This window comes from Mycobacterium sp. ST-F2 (assembly GCF_001905655.1).
In the GTDB taxonomy this organism is placed as follows: domain Bacteria; phylum Actinomycetota; class Actinomycetes; order Mycobacteriales; family Mycobacteriaceae; genus Mycobacterium.
Genome location: NZ_JMHT01000031.1, coordinates 54,689 through 70,547 on the forward strand (window position 1 = coordinate 54,689; position 15,859 = coordinate 70,547).

The 15,859-nt window shown below is 67.9% G+C and carries 15 protein-coding genes; 10 read left to right on the forward strand and 5 right to left on the reverse strand.

Features of this window, described 5'->3' with window-relative positions:
• Positions 1-23: 23 nt before the first annotated feature.
• Positions 24-1,229, forward strand: a complete 1,206-nt coding sequence (locus tag EB75_RS13075) for an MFS transporter (protein ID WP_502689370.1) — start codon at positions 24-26, stop codon at positions 1,227-1,229.
• Positions 1,230-1,232: 3 nt separating this feature from the next.
• Here EB75_RS13075 and EB75_RS13080 read toward each other — a convergent pair whose 3' ends face one another.
• Entirely contained in the window at positions 1,233-1,889 is a 657-nt protein-coding gene (locus EB75_RS13080; protein WP_073695805.1) for an MOSC domain-containing protein, read from the reverse strand.
• Between the two features lie 234 nt (positions 1,890-2,123).
• On the opposite strand from EB75_RS13080, the gene ripD reads away from it, so the two are divergent.
• The 4 genes from ripD to EB75_RS13100 all read left to right on the forward strand — a co-directional run bounded on the left by ripD (position 2,124) and on the right by EB75_RS13100 (position 5,619).
• Entirely contained in the window at positions 2,124-2,783 is a 660-nt protein-coding gene (gene ripD, locus EB75_RS13085) for an NlpC/P60 family peptidoglycan-binding protein RipD (protein WP_073695806.1), read from the forward strand.
• 59 nt (positions 2,784-2,842) lie between these two features.
• Entirely contained in the window at positions 2,843-3,337 is a 495-nt protein-coding gene (gene tpx / locus EB75_RS13090; protein WP_073695807.1) for a thiol peroxidase, read from the forward strand.
• 78 nt (positions 3,338-3,415) lie between these two features.
• Positions 3,416-4,762, forward strand: a complete 1,347-nt coding sequence (locus EB75_RS13095) for a sensor histidine kinase (RefSeq protein WP_286150177.1) — start codon at positions 3,416-3,418, stop codon at positions 4,760-4,762.
• Positions 4,763-4,764: 2 nt separating this feature from the next.
• Positions 4,765-5,619 (forward strand): DMT family transporter, encoded by an 855-nt coding sequence (locus tag EB75_RS13100; RefSeq protein WP_073695808.1) that lies wholly within the window; start codon positions 4,765-4,767, stop codon positions 5,617-5,619.
• Here EB75_RS13100 and aceA read toward each other — a convergent pair.
• From aceA to EB75_RS29690, 3 genes are all read right to left on the reverse strand, one after another.
• A complete protein-coding gene (aceA, locus tag EB75_RS13105) occupies positions 5,616-7,901 on the reverse strand; it encodes an isocitrate lyase ICL2 (RefSeq protein ID WP_073695809.1) in 2,286 nt (761 codons plus the stop codon). The genes EB75_RS13100 and aceA overlap by 4 nt on opposite strands.
• A gap of 74 nt (positions 7,902-7,975) precedes the next feature.
• Positions 7,976-8,371, reverse strand: a complete 396-nt coding sequence (locus EB75_RS13110; RefSeq protein WP_073695876.1) for a tautomerase family protein — start codon at positions 8,369-8,371, stop codon at positions 7,976-7,978.
• A 28-nt stretch (positions 8,372-8,399) separates the two neighbouring features.
• The gene (locus tag EB75_RS29690; RefSeq protein WP_217267696.1) at positions 8,400-9,779 is read right to left on the reverse strand and encodes a glutaminyl-peptide cyclotransferase; all 1,380 of its coding nucleotides are present in this window, start codon (positions 9,777-9,779) and stop codon (positions 8,400-8,402) included.
• A gap of 73 nt (positions 9,780-9,852) precedes the next feature.
• On the opposite strand from EB75_RS29690, the gene EB75_RS13120 reads away from it, so the two are divergent.
• The 5 genes from EB75_RS13120 to EB75_RS13140 all read left to right on the forward strand — a co-directional run bounded on the left by EB75_RS13120 (position 9,853) and on the right by EB75_RS13140 (position 15,029).
• On the forward strand, positions 9,853-12,375 hold the full coding sequence (locus tag EB75_RS13120; protein WP_073695810.1) for a DEAD/DEAH box helicase: 2,523 nt from the start codon (positions 9,853-9,855) through the stop codon (positions 12,373-12,375).
• A gap of 22 nt (positions 12,376-12,397) precedes the next feature.
• Positions 12,398-13,567 (forward strand): acyltransferase family protein, encoded by a 1,170-nt coding sequence (locus EB75_RS13125; RefSeq protein ID WP_073695811.1) that lies wholly within the window; start codon positions 12,398-12,400, stop codon positions 13,565-13,567.
• Positions 13,531-14,031, forward strand: a complete 501-nt coding sequence (locus EB75_RS13130; RefSeq protein ID WP_083612223.1) for a UCP032817 domain-containing protein — start codon at positions 13,531-13,533, stop codon at positions 14,029-14,031. The genes EB75_RS13125 and EB75_RS13130 overlap by 37 nt, the downstream gene beginning before the upstream one ends.
• Positions 14,032-14,092: 61 nt before the next feature.
• Positions 14,093-14,695: a hypothetical protein gene (locus EB75_RS13135; RefSeq protein WP_286150178.1), complete on the forward strand. Its 603-nt coding sequence runs from the start codon at positions 14,093-14,095 to the stop codon at positions 14,693-14,695.
• 58 nt (positions 14,696-14,753) lie between these two features.
• Positions 14,754-15,029 carry a hypothetical protein gene (locus EB75_RS13140; protein ID WP_174557662.1) on the forward strand — a complete coding sequence of 92 codons (276 nt, stop codon included), beginning with the start codon at positions 14,754-14,756 and terminating at the stop codon, positions 15,027-15,029.
• Between the two features lie 9 nt (positions 15,030-15,038).
• On the opposite strand, the gene EB75_RS13145 is transcribed toward EB75_RS13140, so the two are convergent.
• Positions 15,039-15,722 carry a sensor domain-containing protein gene (locus EB75_RS13145; protein ID WP_073695813.1) on the reverse strand — a complete coding sequence of 228 codons (684 nt, stop codon included), beginning with the start codon at positions 15,720-15,722 and terminating at the stop codon, positions 15,039-15,041.
• Between the last annotated feature and the right edge of the window lie 137 nt (positions 15,723-15,859).

The following is a 15,859-nucleotide window of genomic DNA, read 5'->3' on the forward strand; positions in this document are numbered from 1 at the left end:
TAAAGAGCCGGCTTCCTAACCTGATTTTCGTGACTGTTGAAGCGCCTGTCTGGACCGGCCATGTGCGCGGATCCACCGACTACCGCAGGCTGCTCGGTGCGCTGTTCTGTGCGGGCGTCGCCACCTTCGCACAGCTGTATTCGCCGCAGGCTGTCCTCCCGCTGATCGCCCGCAGCCTGAACACCGGTGCGGCCGCGTCGGCCCTCATGGTGTCGGCGTCCACGATCGGCCTGGCGCTCGGCGTGATCGGCTGGTCGACGCTGGCAGACCGCATCGGCCGGGTCCGGGCCATGTCGTATTCGGTCTGTGTCGCAACAGGTTTGGCACTGCTGGTGCCGTTCGCGCCGACGTTCCAGCTGCTGTTGGCCGGCCGATTGGCCGAAGGTCTGGCGTTGGGGGGAGTGCCCGCCATCGCGGTGGCCTACCTGACGGAGGAGATCGACGCCGGGCATGCCGCCCGGGCGGCCGGCACCTATGTCGCGGGTACCACGATCGGCGGCCTGCTCGGCCGGTTGGTGGCCGCGCCCGCGGCCGAGCTCACCGACTGGCGGTGGGCCATGTTCGTCGTCGGATTGCTGTGCAGCGCAGCAGCTGTCGGGTTCATGCGGCTGGCCCCGGAACCCCAGGGCTTCGTCCCGGCCGACGAGGAATCCGAGGGCTCGTTGGCGCACCGGTTGGCCGCCAACTTGCGCAACCCCGGACAACTCGTGCTCTATCTGCAGGGCTTCCTGCTCATGGGCGGGTTCGTCGCCATGTACAACTTCCTCGGCTTCCGGTTGAGCGCGGCGCCGTTCGGTCTACCGCAGACCGTCGTCAGCCTGGTGTTCGTGGCGTATCTGGCGGGCACCTGGGCATCGGCGTGGGCCGGGGCCCAGGCCAGCCGGTACGGCCGGCGCCCGGTGCTGCTGGGCAGTGTCGTGGTGATGGGCATCGGGGTCGTGATCACGTTGAGCCACAACATGATCACCGTTCTCGCGGGTTTGCTCGTCGCGACCGCGGGATTCTTCGGCGCGCATGCCACCGCGTCGGGGTGGACGGGCCAGTTGGCCACGGTCGGCAAGGCGCAGGCGGGCTCGCTGTACAACCTGGCCTATTACGCCGGGTCGAGTGTCATCGGATGGGTCGGCGGCCTCGCCTTCGACGCCGCCGGGTGGACGGCCGTGGCCGTCGTCATCGTGATTCTGGAGGTCGTCGCCGGACTGGCGGCTGCCGCCGTGCTGCGCGACTGAGCGCTAATTCGCCCTCTGGTGCACCCGCTCCTTGAGTGCGTCCGGCAGCGCGTCGGCCGGCAGCAGGCTCGGAAGCAGCTCGGGTTCGAGAGTCAGGGCGCGGAACACCAGCGCGACCGTGACGTCATGTGCGGGTCGGGACACCACCTCGATCGGGGCGCCGGCGCGCAGCGTGCCAGGCGTCACCACGCGGAGATAGGCACCGGGCAGAGCCTGTTTGGTGAAAGTCTTGACCCAGCCCCGGATTTCGAGCCACTCGGCAAAGGTGCGGCAGGGGATGCGCGGTCGGCTGACTTCGAGCAGAGGCCCGCCGTCACCGATCTGCCAGCGCTCGCCGATGACGGCGTGGTTCACCTCGAGGCCCGTGGTGGTGAGATTCTCGCCGAAAGAGCCGTTGCTCAGCTCCCGGTCGAGGCGCACCTGCCAGTCGTCGAGGTCTTCGCGCGCATACGCGTACACCGCCTGGTCGTCGCCGCCATGGAACTGCTGGTCCCCGATGGTGTCACCGACCAGGCCGCTGCCGAGGCCACCCTGCATGGGTCCGGGCGCGCGGACCGGCACCGGCTCGGAAGTCGGTCGTTTGTCGATGCCGGTGGTCAACTGATCCTTGTCGGGGCTCGGCCGGGGAACCGCCAGATTGACCGTCAGGATCGCTGCCATGACGGCAAGCCTAGAGGTGTCCCCGGACTCGAAATACGTAGCCCCCGATCACCATTCGATCACATTTTCGATAAAGATCGCGCGCTGACCTGCATTTATGTGGGATAACGCGCGCGATTGGGGTAAAAGTGACGGTAGTGAAATTTGTGAGGAGAGGGACCACAGGGGCCACGACCCCCGCGTAGACCACGCGGCGTCGTGCGTCTCGGTGGCGCACGAAGAGAGGTGGTCGGAATGCGACGGATGATGGCGACGATGGTGAGCGCAGCAGTGCTGGCAGCGCCCCTGGCGGTGGCCCCGATGGTGTCGGCACCCCTCGCATCGGCTGACAACACCACGTGGACCGGCGGTACCCACCGCCAGGCCATCGAGTTCGTGATCCAGCGTGCGCTGTCGCAGCGCGGGGTCCCGTTCGTGTACGGCGGCGGCAACGCGAATGGCCCCAGCCTGCCTCCGGCGAACGTCTCGACGGCGTCCGCCCCGGTGGCCCAGCCCACGCCGCAGGTCGGTCTGCAGCCGCTGGGCGTCACGCAGCCGGCAGCAGCATCGCCTCTGGCCGGCCTGTTCGGCCCGTCGCCGGCAGCCGGGGCCGTCACACCGGCGCCGACCACGCCGGGCTTCGATGCCTCCGGTCTGGTGCAGTACGCGTTCGCCGGCGTGGGCATCAAGCTCCCGCGTTCGTCGGGCGAGCAGTACAAGGTCGGGCGCAAGATCACCGCGGACCAGGCGCTGCCGGGCGATCTGCTGTTCTACGGCCCCGCGGGTTCGCAGAGCGTCGCGATGTTCGTCGGCAACGGACAGATGATCGAGGGCACCGAACCCACTGTGACCGTGGGCCCGGTGCGCACCAACGGCATGGATCCCTACCTGAGCCGCATCATCGAATGGCAGTAGCCGGGTGCAGCGGCACCCCCGCGCTGCGGACGTGACGTCGTCTTGACAGACTGTCGGGTATGGCACAGATAACACTGCGTGGAAACCCCATCAACACTGTCGGCGACCTGCCCGCTGTCGGGTCCGCGGCTCCGGCGTTCGCCCTGACCGGTGTCGACCTCGGACCGGTCACCAACGAGCAGTTCAGCGGTAAGCCCGTGGTGCTCAACATCTTTCCGTCGGTCGACACCCCGGTGTGTGCCACCAGCGTGCGGACCTTCAACGAGCGGGTGGCAGCCGACGGCGCCACCGTCGTGAATGTGTCCAAGGACCTGCCGTTCGCCCAGAAGCGCTTCTGCGGTTCTGAGGGCATCGAGAACGTCTCGACCGCGTCGGCGTTCCGGGACGGCTTCGGCGAGGACTACGGCGTCACCATTGCCGACGGCCCCATGGCCGGTCTGCTCGCCCGCGCCATCGTGGTGATCGGCGCCGACGGCAACGTCGCGTACACCGAACTTGTGCCCGAGATCGCTCAGGAACCGGACTACGACGCGGCCCTGGCCGCCGCCAAGTAACACCAGCTCTTCGTCGGACGGGGTGCGTGCCAGGGGCACGTGCCCCGTCCGACTTTTTGCATCGGGCATGATGACTTGGTGCAGTTGCGATCTCCGATACCGGCTTTGTCGTTGCGAGCCATCGTCGTTGTCGCCGCATTGTCGGTCGTCGCGACGGTGCTGATCATTGGTACCTGGGTGTGGATCGGCGTCACCAACGACCAGTACAGCCAGCTGGACCGGCGGCTGGACTCTCTGAGCAGCCTGCCCGACGTCAACACCCTGCTGAGCATCGCCCGGCAGAACCCGACCGGCACGCCGCAATCCGAGGGCTCACTGGTGCGCACCGTGCGTATCGGTGCGGCCACGGTATCGATGCCGGCGGACATCGTGCTGCCGCAGTTCGACAATGGATACGCGAACACGACCATCAACGGCGTCGAGTACCGCGTCCGCACCGTCACCACGGGATCGGCGTCCATCGCACTCGGCGCTCCGTTGGCCGAGGCGCAGCGTCAGATTCGGACGCTGCACATCCGCATTCTGGCCATCTGCAGCGGCGTCATCGTCGGCACGTTCCTGGTCGGCGGCTCGATGTGGTTGGTGATGATCAACCCGTTCCGCAAGCTCGCCCAACAGGCCCGGCAGATCAACGCGCAATCGAAACCTGAAGAGGTCCATGTGCGTGGCGTCTCCGAGGCCGTGGAGATCGCCGAGGCCGTCGAAGGCATGCTGGCCCGCATCGGTGAGGAACAGGCCCGCACCAAGGCCGCGCTGGAGTCGGCACGCGACTTCGCGTCGGTGGCGTCGCACGAACTGCGCACCCCGCTCACTGCCATGCGCACCAACCTCGAGGTGCTGTCGACCTTGGACCTGGCGCCCGAGCAGCGCAACGAGGTGATCGGCGACGTCATGCGTACCCAGAGCCGCATCGAGGCGACCCTGACCGCGCTGGAGCGGTTGGCCCAGGGCGAACTGACCACCGCCGACGATCTGGTCCCCGTCGACATCACCGAGTTGCTCGACCGGGCCGCCCACGACGCGGTGCGCGTGTACCCCGACCTCAACGTCTCTCTCGTCCCGTCGGCGACGGTGCTGATGCTGGGCCTGCCCGTCGGGCTTCGGTTGGTCGTCGACAACGCGATCGCCAACGCCGTCAAGCACGGTGGCGCCACCCGGGTGCAGCTGTCCGCGGTCAGTTCGCACGACGGTGTGCAGATCGCGATCGACGACAACGGCACCGGTGTACCGGAACACGAACGCGATGCGGTGTTCGACCGCTTCGCCCGCGGTTCCACGGCGTCGCACTCGGGCTCCGGCCTCGGGCTGGCGCTGGTCGCGCAGCAGGCGGAACTGCACGGTGGCACAGCGCGTTTGACGCAGAGTCCGCTCGGTGGCGCTCGCCTGCTGCTGGAACTTCCCGCACCGCGTCCGGACACGGAGTAGCCATGCTGATCGGCGTGCTCGCAGCGCTGGTCGCGTGCTTCAGTTACGGCACCGCGTCGGTCCTGGAGTCCCGGGCCGCCCGCACGACGGTCGGCGACGTCACCGCAACCGGCCCGACGTTCCGCTCGACGGTGGCCGCCGTCCTGGCACCCCTGTTCCTCGCCGGCATGCTGCTGGACGGACTCGGATTCGTCGGCAGTCTGGTCTCGGCACGCATGATCCCGCTGTTTCTGTCCCAGACCATCATGAGCGCGAACCTGGCCGTGACCGCCGTGCTGAGCGTGCTGGTGCTCGGGGTGCGCCTGCGCACGCGGGACTGGGCCGCCATCGCCATAGTCCTTGTGGCCCTGTGCATTCTGGGGTTCAGCGCAGGCGAACTCGGCACCGAGGTGCCGGGCCGGCACATGCATTGGAGCGTCCTCGCGGCGTCGGTGCTCGTCTTCGTGTTCGGCGTCACGCTCGTCCGGCTACTGGGCCACAAAGCCGCCGTCCCAGCCGGACTCATCGCCGGCGTGCTGTACGGCGCCATGGCTGTCGCGGTACGGATCGTCCACGGGCTCGACCCACTGCAGTGGCACGTGTTGATCTCCGACCCGGCCGCCTGGGCCGTGCTGATCGCGGGCGGCGGCGGCTTCTACCTGTTCACCGTCGCCCTGCAGCTCGGGTCGGTGAACGGCGTTGCCGCCGCGCTCGTCATGGGGGAGACCGTGATTCCCGGCGTCGTCGGCGTGCTGCTGTTGGGTGATGTCGCCAAGCCGGGGCTCGGGTGGCTCGTGGGGGTGGCGTTCGCCACCGCGGTTGCCGGCGCGGTGGCGATCGCGATATTCGGTGCGGCAGAACAAGAACCGGCGGTCTAGTCCTCCTTGCGGATCAAGCGGCCCAGGGCCTCACGGTCCGGCGCCAGCAGTTCATCGATCCGCGGCTTGTTCACATCGGCCACGATGATCTCGCCGACCTCCTGGTAGACGTTGCTGAACAGGCCGTGCGACTTCATCTTCTCGGTCTGGTAGATGTTGTCCTCGGTAGGCGTGACGTAGTAGACGATCTCGGACTTGAACCGGTGGATCAGCCACACGTGGATGAGGTCCATCAGGCGCTTCTGGCGCAGCTTCTCGGCGAAGGTGTTCTGGTCGCGCACCGTCAGGATGTTGCGGCCGTGCCGGTCCTTGATCGGGTCGACGACGACGTTGGCCAGTGGCTCGTCGCCGCTGCCGTAGATGCCGAGATCCAGGACATCGGAACCGGCCCGACGGGGACGCAGCTGGACGTGCAGCTGCTCGCCGATCTGGTAGTGGTCGCTCCACATGGCCAGCCACTCTTCGAGCAGCTTCTTGGGCACCTCGGTCTGGACCAGGTGCTGGTGCTGGGTGGAGCCGGCACCCATCGCCTTGGTGGTGGCCGTCCGGCCCGACGACGCGGCCAGCGCGGCATCGCTGCGCGGTCCGCCGACGAGTGTTTGCGGTGTGCGGTAAGGAGATTCGACCAGACGCATCTTGCGTTGCAGCCGGGCCAGGGCCAGCATGCCTTCCTGCCGCAGCGACGTCGCGAACTCCTCGCACGCCACACCGTCGACCTGGTGGCCGCCGTAGGTGATGAAGTTGAAGACGAACCCCATCTTGCCGAGTTCCTCTGGGAACGCCCGCATTTCGTCATCGGTCATGCCGGTGGTGTCCCAGTTGAACGACGGCGACAGGTTGTAGGCCATCATCTGGTCCGGGAACTCGGCGTGGATGGCCTCGGCGAATTCGCGTGCGTCGGCCAGGTCCGCGGTCTTGGTCTCCATCCACAGGATGTCTGCGAACGGCGCGGCCGCAAGGGATTTCGCGATGGCGTAGGGGATGCCGCCGCGCACCTGGTAGTAACCCTCGGGAGTTTTGGCGAGCTCGCAGTCCCACGCCACGTCCGCACCCAGTTCGCGGGCCTTCTCCCGGGCGGCATACAGCGACGCGCGCGCGGCGAACTTGCGCCACTCGTCGGGGCTCATCGCCGCGGCCTCGCCTTCCCTGGCCCGGAACTGCAGCACTTCGGCGACGGCCTCGCTGTAGGTGTTCAGCCCTGAATCCGCCTGCCAGGCCTCGACGAACTTCGACTCGACCTTGTCGAACACCGAGTCGACCGACTGTCCGGCATTCGGGTCCCAGGACGCGGCGGCATCGTCGATCAGCGCCGCGATGCCGTGGCTGTCCAGCCAGGCGTCAGCGGTGTCGTACTGGCCCTGGGGCAGCGCGTACAGCAGGTGCCCACGCAGATCGGTGACGCCCTTGTCGTGGAAGCGGCGCACCATCGCCAGGAAACACGACTTGTACGACGGGATCTTCAGGTTGGTGGCGCCCAACAGGAACGGCTGGTCGCGTTCATCGGCGGCGCTGTCGATCAGGTTGGCGGCCTCGGCGTCGGTGCGGGCCACGATGATTCCCGGCACGCCCATCATGTCGAGCTGGAAGCGTGCGGTGTTGAGTCGCTTGAGCTGTTCGTCCGACGGGACCAGCACCTTGCCGCCCTGGTGACCACACTTCTTGGTGCCGGGCCGCTGGTCCTCGATGTGGTATCCGGGGACTCCGGACTCGACAAAACGGCGAATCAGGTTGCGTACGTGGGCATCTCCACCGTGGCCGGTGTCGGCGTCGGCGATGATGAACGGCCGGTAGTCGACGGCCGGAGTGGTCGCCCGCTGTTCGTCGGTCATCTGCAGCCGCAGGTACTGCTGATTGCGGTCCGCGGTCAACAGGGCGCGCACCAGGCCGGCGGCCTCGTCGGGCACCTGGCTCAGCGGGTAGCTGGCCAGATCGGGCCCGGGGTCCTCACTGATCGAGCCCTTGGCCGAGGTGGCCCAGCCGCCGAGGTAGATGCCTTCGATGCCGATCCGCTTCATCACCACGGCCTGGCCGGGGGAGTAGGGCCCGAACGTGGTGATGCTCTTCTTCTGCGCGAACAGTTCGCGCAGCCGCGGATAGAACGCTTCGGCGGCCTGGCGGGCCACCGGATAGTCGGACGGGATGGTGCCGCGCTGTTCGACGACCTGGCGCGCGGTGTAGAGCCGCGTGATGCCGTCGAAACGGGGGCTGTCGAAATACTCCTGCACGGCAGCGACGTTCTGCTCGAACGACGTCGTGGCTGCTGCGGCGGTATCAATGGCCATGGACGGCTCCTTGCTGAGCTTGTTTCCGATGAGCCCTCCGAGCCTATCGCTGCGGGGCGGCCGCGAATATGCGATCAGACATTCACATCGAACCCGAGGTTCACGTCGCAGGCGGCCTGTCCGCCGCGGATACCCCAGTTCTCGAGGGCGCTCTCGCGCAGCAGGATCGTGATGTGGTCGGCCGGAATGTCGAAGGCGCCGAGGCGCTCGACGATCTCGCGGTACAGCGCGCGCTTGGCGTCCACCGAGCGGCCGGCGAAGCAGTCGATGGTCACCAAGGTGTACCGCTCGGGGTGTTCGAGATGCGGCGAGTACGAAACCCGGTGCGGCTCATGGACCAGCAGCCGGACATGCTTGTCGCCGACCGGTATCTGGAACGCGGCGACCAGCGCATCGTGCACGGCGTCGATGATGGCGACCTCGTCGGCCCGGCTGTACTGACGGCGGACCTCGACCAGTGAACTCGGCATGGCGCTGATCGTCACACCCGCCGGCGGGTCAGCGCACCTGAATTTCCGCGTCGATGGCCGGTTCGAAGCGCACCCGGTACACCGCCGGCCAGTACTTTCCCGTGACCAGGAACTGCCCGTTGCCGGCTGCCCCGCCGAGATGCGCGATGCCGTTGAGTACCCCGGCCCCGCCGTGCCAGCCCGGCTCGCGCAGGCCGGTGGCGTACACGACGGCCGTGACGACGCCGGTGGTGGCGTCGATCTCGATGATCTGGTCGGTGGGGAACACGTTGGCCCAGATCCGGTTGCCGGTGCAGTCGAGGCTGTTGAGCCCTGACACCGGAACCCCGTCGTAGGTCACGGCCATGGTCCCGGTTTCGCGCATGTCGTCGAGACCGTGGATGCGCAGCACGGAGGATCCGTCACTGCGGATCAGCCGGTCGCCGGCGCGGCACAGGCCCCAGCCCTGTCCGTCGAGGGGGACCTCGCGGAGCACGGACAGCGTGGCCTTGTCCCACTCGATCGCCACGCCGTTGTCGTAGGTCAGTTGCCACAGGTGTGTGCCGGCGTCGGCGATGCCCTCACCGAAGTAGTCCGGCGGCAGCGGCACGGTGCGGCGCAACTGGCCCGTGGTGGCATCGATTTCGCGCAGTGCGGATTTCCCGGTGAGACCGGTGCTCTCGTAGAGCGTCGTGCCGTCGACGAACATGCCCTCGGTGTAGGCAGCGGGGTCGTGGTCCAACTGTTGGAGGACCACAGGGCGGAGCTTGACCACCTGATCGGCAGCGGCAGTGGGGATTCCCGCCACCACGACCAGGAGCGCCCCGACCGCCGTCAGCGTCACCGCGGTGATCGCTGCGGTGTGCTCCTGCACCCAGTGGCGCATCCGCTCCAGGCCCTTCTCGGCAAACCGGGACGCCACCAGATGGGCGATGATCGGCGCGGCGGTGGTGCATCCGGCGATCAGCACGAAATAGTTGATGGCGGTGGCCTTTTCGACAGGCTCGGTCAGTAGGGCATCGATGGCCACCCCACCGGCGATGCACGCCAGGATGAACTTCGGGTTTGCGACGGAGAACACGAACCCCGTGACACCGGTGACCACGGGTGACGCCGACTGCAGCCGGGTGAGCCAGCCCGTCGCCTGCGCATAGTGCTTGCGCCGCAACCACGCGACGACGCCGAGCCCGATCAGGAGGACACCGATGCCGAACTGCAATCGCGAACTGGTCGCGGCGGCGTGCGACCGACCGACCGGTGACACCAACACCACCGCGCTGATGACGAGCGTCATCCCGGCCAACCAGCCACCCAGGTACGTCAGACCGGTGCTTCGCGGCCGGTCCGAGTACAGCAGGAGCAGCACGGGCGGCAGCACGGCCATCGGGGACAGCGCCACGATGAGCGCGTCGGGGATCAACCACGTCACGTTGCCATCTTGCCTGCGCGCACCCTGCCCGCCGCAGACGCGCGTCCGGTGATCGGGCAGGCTGGAGGCCACGATGGAACTCTTGGACGACCCCGCCGACCTGTCCGCACTGCGCGCCACGGGCGCTGATCCCGACGAACTGCTGGCGTCGTTCGCCGCGTGGGCCGAGGCGGCGGGCACGACGCTGTATCCGGCGCAGGAGGAAGCGCTCATCGAACTGGTCAGCGGCGCCAACGTGGTGCTGGCGACACCCACCGGTTCCGGCAAGTCGCTGGTCGCCACGGGCGGGGTGTACTTCGCGCTGGCATTGAACCGGCGCAGCTACTACACCGCGCCGATCAAGGCCCTGGTCAGTGAGAAGTTCTTCGCGCTGTGCGACGTCTTCGGCGCCGCCAATGTCGGCATGCTCACCGGCGACGCGGCGGTCAACGCCGGAGCCCCGATCATCGCGTGCACGGCCGAGATCCTTGCGAACATCGCGCTTCGCGAAGGTGCCGACGCCGACATCGGCCTGGTGGTGATGGACGAGTTCCATTTCTACGGCGACCCCGACCGCGGCTGGGCCTGGCAGGTGCCGCTGCTCGAACTGCCGAAAGCCCAGTTCCTGTTGATGTCGGCGACGCTGGGCGACGTCACGGTTCTGCGCGAGGACCTGACCCGGCGCACCGGCCGCCCGACGGCGCTGGTGGCCGGTGCCGAGCGACCGGTGCCGCTGTTCTACAGCTACGCCACCACCGCGATGCACGAGACCATCGCGGACCTGTTGCAGACCAAGCAGTCGCCCATCTACGTCGTGCACTTCACCCAGGCCGCGGCGCTGGAGCGCGCGCAGGCGTTGATGAGCGTCAACGTGAGCACCAAGGAGGAGAAGGCGGCCATCGCCGATCACATCGGCGGTTTCCGCTTCACGACGGCGTTCGGCTCGACGCTGTCGCGGTTGGTCCGTCACGGCATCGGGGTACACCACGCCGGCATGCTGCCCAAGTACCGGCGGCTGGTGGAGCAGCTGGCCCAAGCGGGGTTGCTGAAGGTCATCTGCGGCACCGACACCCTCGGCGTGGGCATCAACGTGCCGATCCGCACCGTGGTGTTCTCGGCACTGTCGAAGTACGACGGCACCCGCACCCGCCTGCTCAATGCCCGCGAGTTCCATCAGATCGCGGGCCGTGCCGGACGGGCCGGCTACGACACCGCGGGCACCGTCGTGGTCCAGGCCCCCGAGCACGAGGTGGAGAACCTCAAGCAGTTCGCCAAGGTCGCCGACGATCCCAAGAAGCGCCGAAAGCTGGTGCGCCGCAAGGCCCCCGAGGGCATGGTGCCCTGGGGCGAAAACACGATGAACCGACTGGTCGAGGCGGCACCCGAGGCACTCACGAGCAACATGCGGGTGTCCACGGCCATGATCCTCGACGTCGTCGACCGTCCCGGTGATCCCTGCCTGGCCATGCGCCGGTTGCTCAGCGAGAATCACGAACCGCGCAAGCGGCAGTTGCGGCACATCCGCGAGGCAGTCGGTATCGCGCGTTCGCTGCTGCAGGCCGGGGTGCTGGAACGCCTGGCCGAACCCGAACCGGACGGGCGCCGGTACCGCCTCACCGTCGACCTGCCACCGGACTTCGCCTTGAACCAGCCGCTGTCGACGTTCGCGCTGGCGGCCGTCGAGCTGCTCGACCCGGAGTCGGAAACGTTTGCGCGCGACGTGGTTTCGGTTATCGAGGCGACGCTCGAGGATCCCCGGCAGATCCTGGCCGCCCAGTTGAAGAAGGCCCGGGGCGAGGCCGTCGCCGCCATGAAGGCCGAGGGCATCGAGTACGACGAGCGCATCGAACTGCTCGACGACATCACCTACCCGCGGCCGCTCGACGAACTGCTGACCCACTGCTTCGAGGTGTACTGCCGCAGCAATCCGTGGGCGGCCGACGGGCATCCGGCGCCGAAGTCTGTCGTGCGCGAGATGTGGGAGCAGGGACTGACGTTCAAGGAGTACGTCAGTGCCTACGGTCTGACCCGCACCGAGGGCGCGGTGCTGCGCTACCTGTCCGATGCGTTCAAGGCGCTGCGGTCCGGGGTGCCGGCCGCCGCCCGCACCGACGAGCTCACCGATATCGTCGAGTGGCTGGGTGAGCTTGTGCGCCAGGTGGATTCGAGCCTGCTCGACGAATGGGAGCAGTTGACCAGTGCCGATCAGGTCGACGAGGTGGCGGTCATGGCGCCGGTGCGGCCGCTGACCGGCAACGAGCGGGCGTTCACCGCGATGGTTCGCAACGCCCTGTTCCGGCGCGTGGAGTTGGTGGCCCGCCGCCGCTGGGACGATCTCGGCGCCCTCGACGGGGGATCCGGGTGGACAGCGGAGCGCTGGGAAGCCGTGGGGGAGCAGTACTTTGACGAGCACGACGACATCGGCACCGGCGCGGACGCCCGCGGGCCCGCCCTGCTGATCTTCGACCGCGCGCCAGGTGTCTGGCGCGTCCGCCAGATCCTGGACGATCCCGCCCGCGACCACGACTGGGGTATCGACGTGGAGGTCGACCTGGCCGCGTCCGACGAGGACGGCGCGCCGGTGATCCGGGTGGTGGATGCCGGCATGCTGAGCTGACTCGGCTGGCAAACTGACCCGCATGAGCGTCGCTGCCCCCGAGCCCGTGAGCGGAACCCGTGGGTTCCTGCCCGCGGTGGAGGGGCTGCGGGCCGCGGCGGCACTGGGTGTGGTGCTCACGCATGTGGCATTGCAGACCGGCTACACCGACGGTGTCGTCGGCCGGTTGCTTGCCCGGTTCGACCTGTCGGTGGCCGTGTTCTTCGCGCTGTCGGGTTTTCTGCTGTGGCGGCGCCATGTCGCCGCGGCGCACGGGTTGCGGCCCGATCCCGAGGTGGCGCCGTACTACCGGTCACGGCTCGTCCGGATCATGCCGGCCTATCTGTTGACGGTGGTCGTGGTGCTGACCTTGCTGCCCGACGCACGCAGCGCGGACCGGGCGGTGTGGATCGCCAACCTGACCCTCACGCAGGTCTTCGTACCGAAGACGTTGATCGCCGGGCTGACGCAGATGTGGAGCCTCTCGGTCGAGATGGCGTTCTACCTTGTCCTACCTCTCCTGGCGCTCCTGGCCGCCAAATTGCCGCTGCGGCTGCGGGTTCCGGTGATCACGGGAGTAGCCCTGCTCAGTTTCGGCTGGGGGTACCTGCCGATTCCCGCGTACCACGGGGCCAATCCGCTGACGTGGTTGCCGGCCTACGCCTCATGGTTCGCGGTTGGGATGTTGTTGGCGGAGTGGATGTTCCGGCCCTACGGCTGGCTGCATCAGTTGGCCCGGCAACCGACCATGTTGATGATCGTCGCGGTCGCGGCGTTCCTGCTCGCGGCATCGCCGATCGCCATGCCCGCCGCACACCAGCACGCCACCCTCGGCCAGTTCATCGCGCGGACCGCACTTGGCGCCGTTGTCGCCGGCGCGCTTCTCGCGCCGCTGGTTCTGGATACCCCGGACACCCGGCACCGGGTGTTGGGCAGTGCGCCGATGGTGACGCTCGGCCGTTGGTCGTACGGCCTGTTCCTGTGGCACCTCGCTGCACTGGACATGGTGCTCGCCATGGTCGGCCAGACGGCGTTTCCGGGGGCGCTGCCGGTGGTGATGGTGCTGACGACGACGTTCGGGCTGGCGCTCGCGGCGGTCAGTTACGCGCTGCTCGAAGAACCATGCCGGCTGGCGTTGCGCCGCTGGGAAGGCCGGAGGCAACCTACAGTTGCAGGGTGCGATTCAAGCGCCAGGGACCGCTCGACCAGATGAACACTGCCGTGGCAGATCTCGAATTGCCGCCTGCGGTGTACAAGACCTGTCCTTGGGAGCCACGGGATCTCGTCGAGGAGGGCCTGCGGCAGTGGTTGCGGTGCTGCGGTGCGGCGATGCGAGACGGTCAGGTGATCGGTATGCCGTCGCACGCCGTCGATGAGGCCTGGCACGGCCTGATCCTGTGTACCGCAAGGTATTCGGCGTTCTGCGACGCGGCCTACGGTCAATTCCTGCACCATCACCCCGAGGGTGGCGCACCGGCCGGAGCCGCGGTCGAGCCCATGCACGAGCAGCTCCGGCGGACGGTGATCGCCTGGGAAAAGGTCGCCGGTCCCGACGAAGATTGCGTGCTCTGGGATCTGGACCAGCGCGTCGGCGTCGAGAACCCGTGGGGGATCGCTGCGGCGCGGGTCGACGAGATCCGATCGGCCTATCGCGCATTGCAGGTCCGAACGAGATGACGGACCCCGTCGCACGCGATAGCCTGACCCGTTACGGACGCCGGAAAGGACGGACGAGCATTTGAAGACCGAGCGACAGCGTTTCCAGCCGCCGGTGATCGTCGGCGGCATTCTGCTGGCCGGCGCACTCGCCACGGCCGGCGCGGCTGCGGCGGACCCCGCCACACCGACGACACCACCGCCCGGCCAGCCGGTCCTCGAGGCCGCAGGCGCTCCCAGCGGCCCCGCGGCCCCGCCGCCGATAGGTCCACCGACGGTGCCTGAGATCCAGAACCCGCAGTACGGTGCGGGCAACACACCGGGCCAATTCGGCTACATCCGGGACCTCTGGCACACGTTCCACAGCGGCAATCCGCTCGAAGAGCTCACCATGGTGCCCGAGGACGGCGGCGGCAGCGGAGTTCCGGCAGGTGCCGGGCCGGCCCCCAAACTGCCCCCGGGCTTCATCTCGCTGACGGATCCGGCGTCGTCGAACCCCATCGTCGACACCGGACCCAAGACCGGTGGACCCCCGCTGCCTCCGGGTTACTACCCGCTCAACGGCCCGCCACCGCCTGGGTATTACGACCCCAAGCCGGGTTCGGCTCCGGTGACTCCGGTCCCCGGAGCTCCTGAGGCGCCACCGCCGCCGGCGTCCGGCTTCGTGCCCACCCCGTCGCACTGAGCGGTCGGCGTAATGTGATTACATACGCTAAGTAATCGCAGTCGACGGGAGCATGTGCATGACCTCGATCAAGAAGACCTTGTCTGCCGCAGCTGTCGCGGGCTCGCTCGCCGCGGCCGCGCTCGGCTTCGGGATGCCGTTGGCCGCCGCGCAGCCGCCGCCACCGGCGCCCGGGCTGGGCGAGGAGGTCCCGCCGTGGGCCCCGAAGAAGCCGGCTGAGGTCTGGGACGGTCAGCCCGTCGTGTGGACCTCAGCCTGGGGTGGCCGGTGGGGTGTCTGGATCAACGACGGCTTCATCCCGCTGACGTCGAACCCGGTCACCAACGGCGGTTGACCGCTGCCGTCACCATCGCGCTGCGACGTTGGTGCCGATCTGGTTGGCGATCTGTACCGCCGTGTCCGCCGGATTGGCACTGCAGGTGTTGATGTCGATGATGACGTTGTTCTTGTGAGCCAAGGCGCGGCCGCACGCCCATCCGGGTGCGGCCGCTTCTTGTTGTGTGTAGAGTGCGCTGAGAGTGTCGTGCGCATTGGTGATCGGTCCGACGGACCATTGCGTCTGACTTTGGGTGTGCTCGTACTGCGTGCACGCCGGCCACTGCTGCGCCGACGCGCTGAAGAACTCCTGTGCCTTGTCCTGCGTGGGGAACAGCACCACGGCCTGCTTCAGGTAGTGCGTGAACTTGTCTCCGTCGTTCATGCTCTGCTCGCGCTCGGCCCAGAAGCCGCTGCCCGCGTACACGGCCGCCTCGGCCGCACCATCGATGACGAGGCATTCCGGCGGCGCCATCGTGCTGCTGTTGTCCGACATGGTCGTCTGCGCGTTGAGGACGGTCATCGCCGACGAACCCATGACCGCATTCACCTGGTCGGGGTTGAGCAGCAGCCCGTCGAGTTCGCGTTCGACCAGTGGCCGGGCCACCATCGGTGGGGTGCTGACCGGTACGGCCGTACCTGGGGTACTGCCACATCCGGCGGTCAGAGCACCAACCACGACAACGGTGACCGTGGCGACTGAGCTGCGCATATGTCCTCCCGTCGCGGCAGCGGCGACCTCCTGATCAACATTCCTATTGTTGCGTCAATGGAGGCCGGGCCGCCTTTGCTCGACGGTGTTTCGCGGTAACGATGAACGATGTTCTTGATAACAGGTTCGCCGCGAAG

Coding starts and splice junctions, on each gene's coding strand:
- EB75_RS13140 (WP_174557662.1), top strand. CDS start 14,754: ATGACCTCGATCAAGAAGACCTTGTCTGCCGCAGCTGTCGCGGGCTCG.
- ripD (WP_073695806.1), top strand. CDS start 2,124: ATGCGACGGATGATGGCGACGATGGTGAGCGCAGCAGTGCTGGCAGCG.
- aceA (WP_073695809.1), bottom strand. CDS start 7,901: ATGGCCATTGATACCGCCGCAGCAGCCACGACGTCGTTCGAGCAGAAC.
- EB75_RS13100 (WP_073695808.1), top strand. CDS start 4,765: ATGCTGATCGGCGTGCTCGCAGCGCTGGTCGCGTGCTTCAGTTACGGC.
- tpx (WP_073695807.1), top strand. CDS start 2,843: ATGGCACAGATAACACTGCGTGGAAACCCCATCAACACTGTCGGCGAC.
- EB75_RS13110 (WP_073695876.1), bottom strand. CDS start 8,371: ATGCCGAGTTCACTGGTCGAGGTCCGCCGTCAGTACAGCCGGGCCGAC.
- EB75_RS13080 (WP_073695805.1), bottom strand. CDS start 1,889: ATGGCAGCGATCCTGACGGTCAATCTGGCGGTTCCCCGGCCGAGCCCC.
- EB75_RS13120 (WP_073695810.1), top strand. CDS start 9,853: ATGGAACTCTTGGACGACCCCGCCGACCTGTCCGCACTGCGCGCCACG.
- EB75_RS13125 (WP_073695811.1), top strand. CDS start 12,398: ATGAGCGTCGCTGCCCCCGAGCCCGTGAGCGGAACCCGTGGGTTCCTG.
- EB75_RS13145 (WP_073695813.1), bottom strand. CDS start 15,722: ATGCGCAGCTCAGTCGCCACGGTCACCGTTGTCGTGGTTGGTGCTCTG.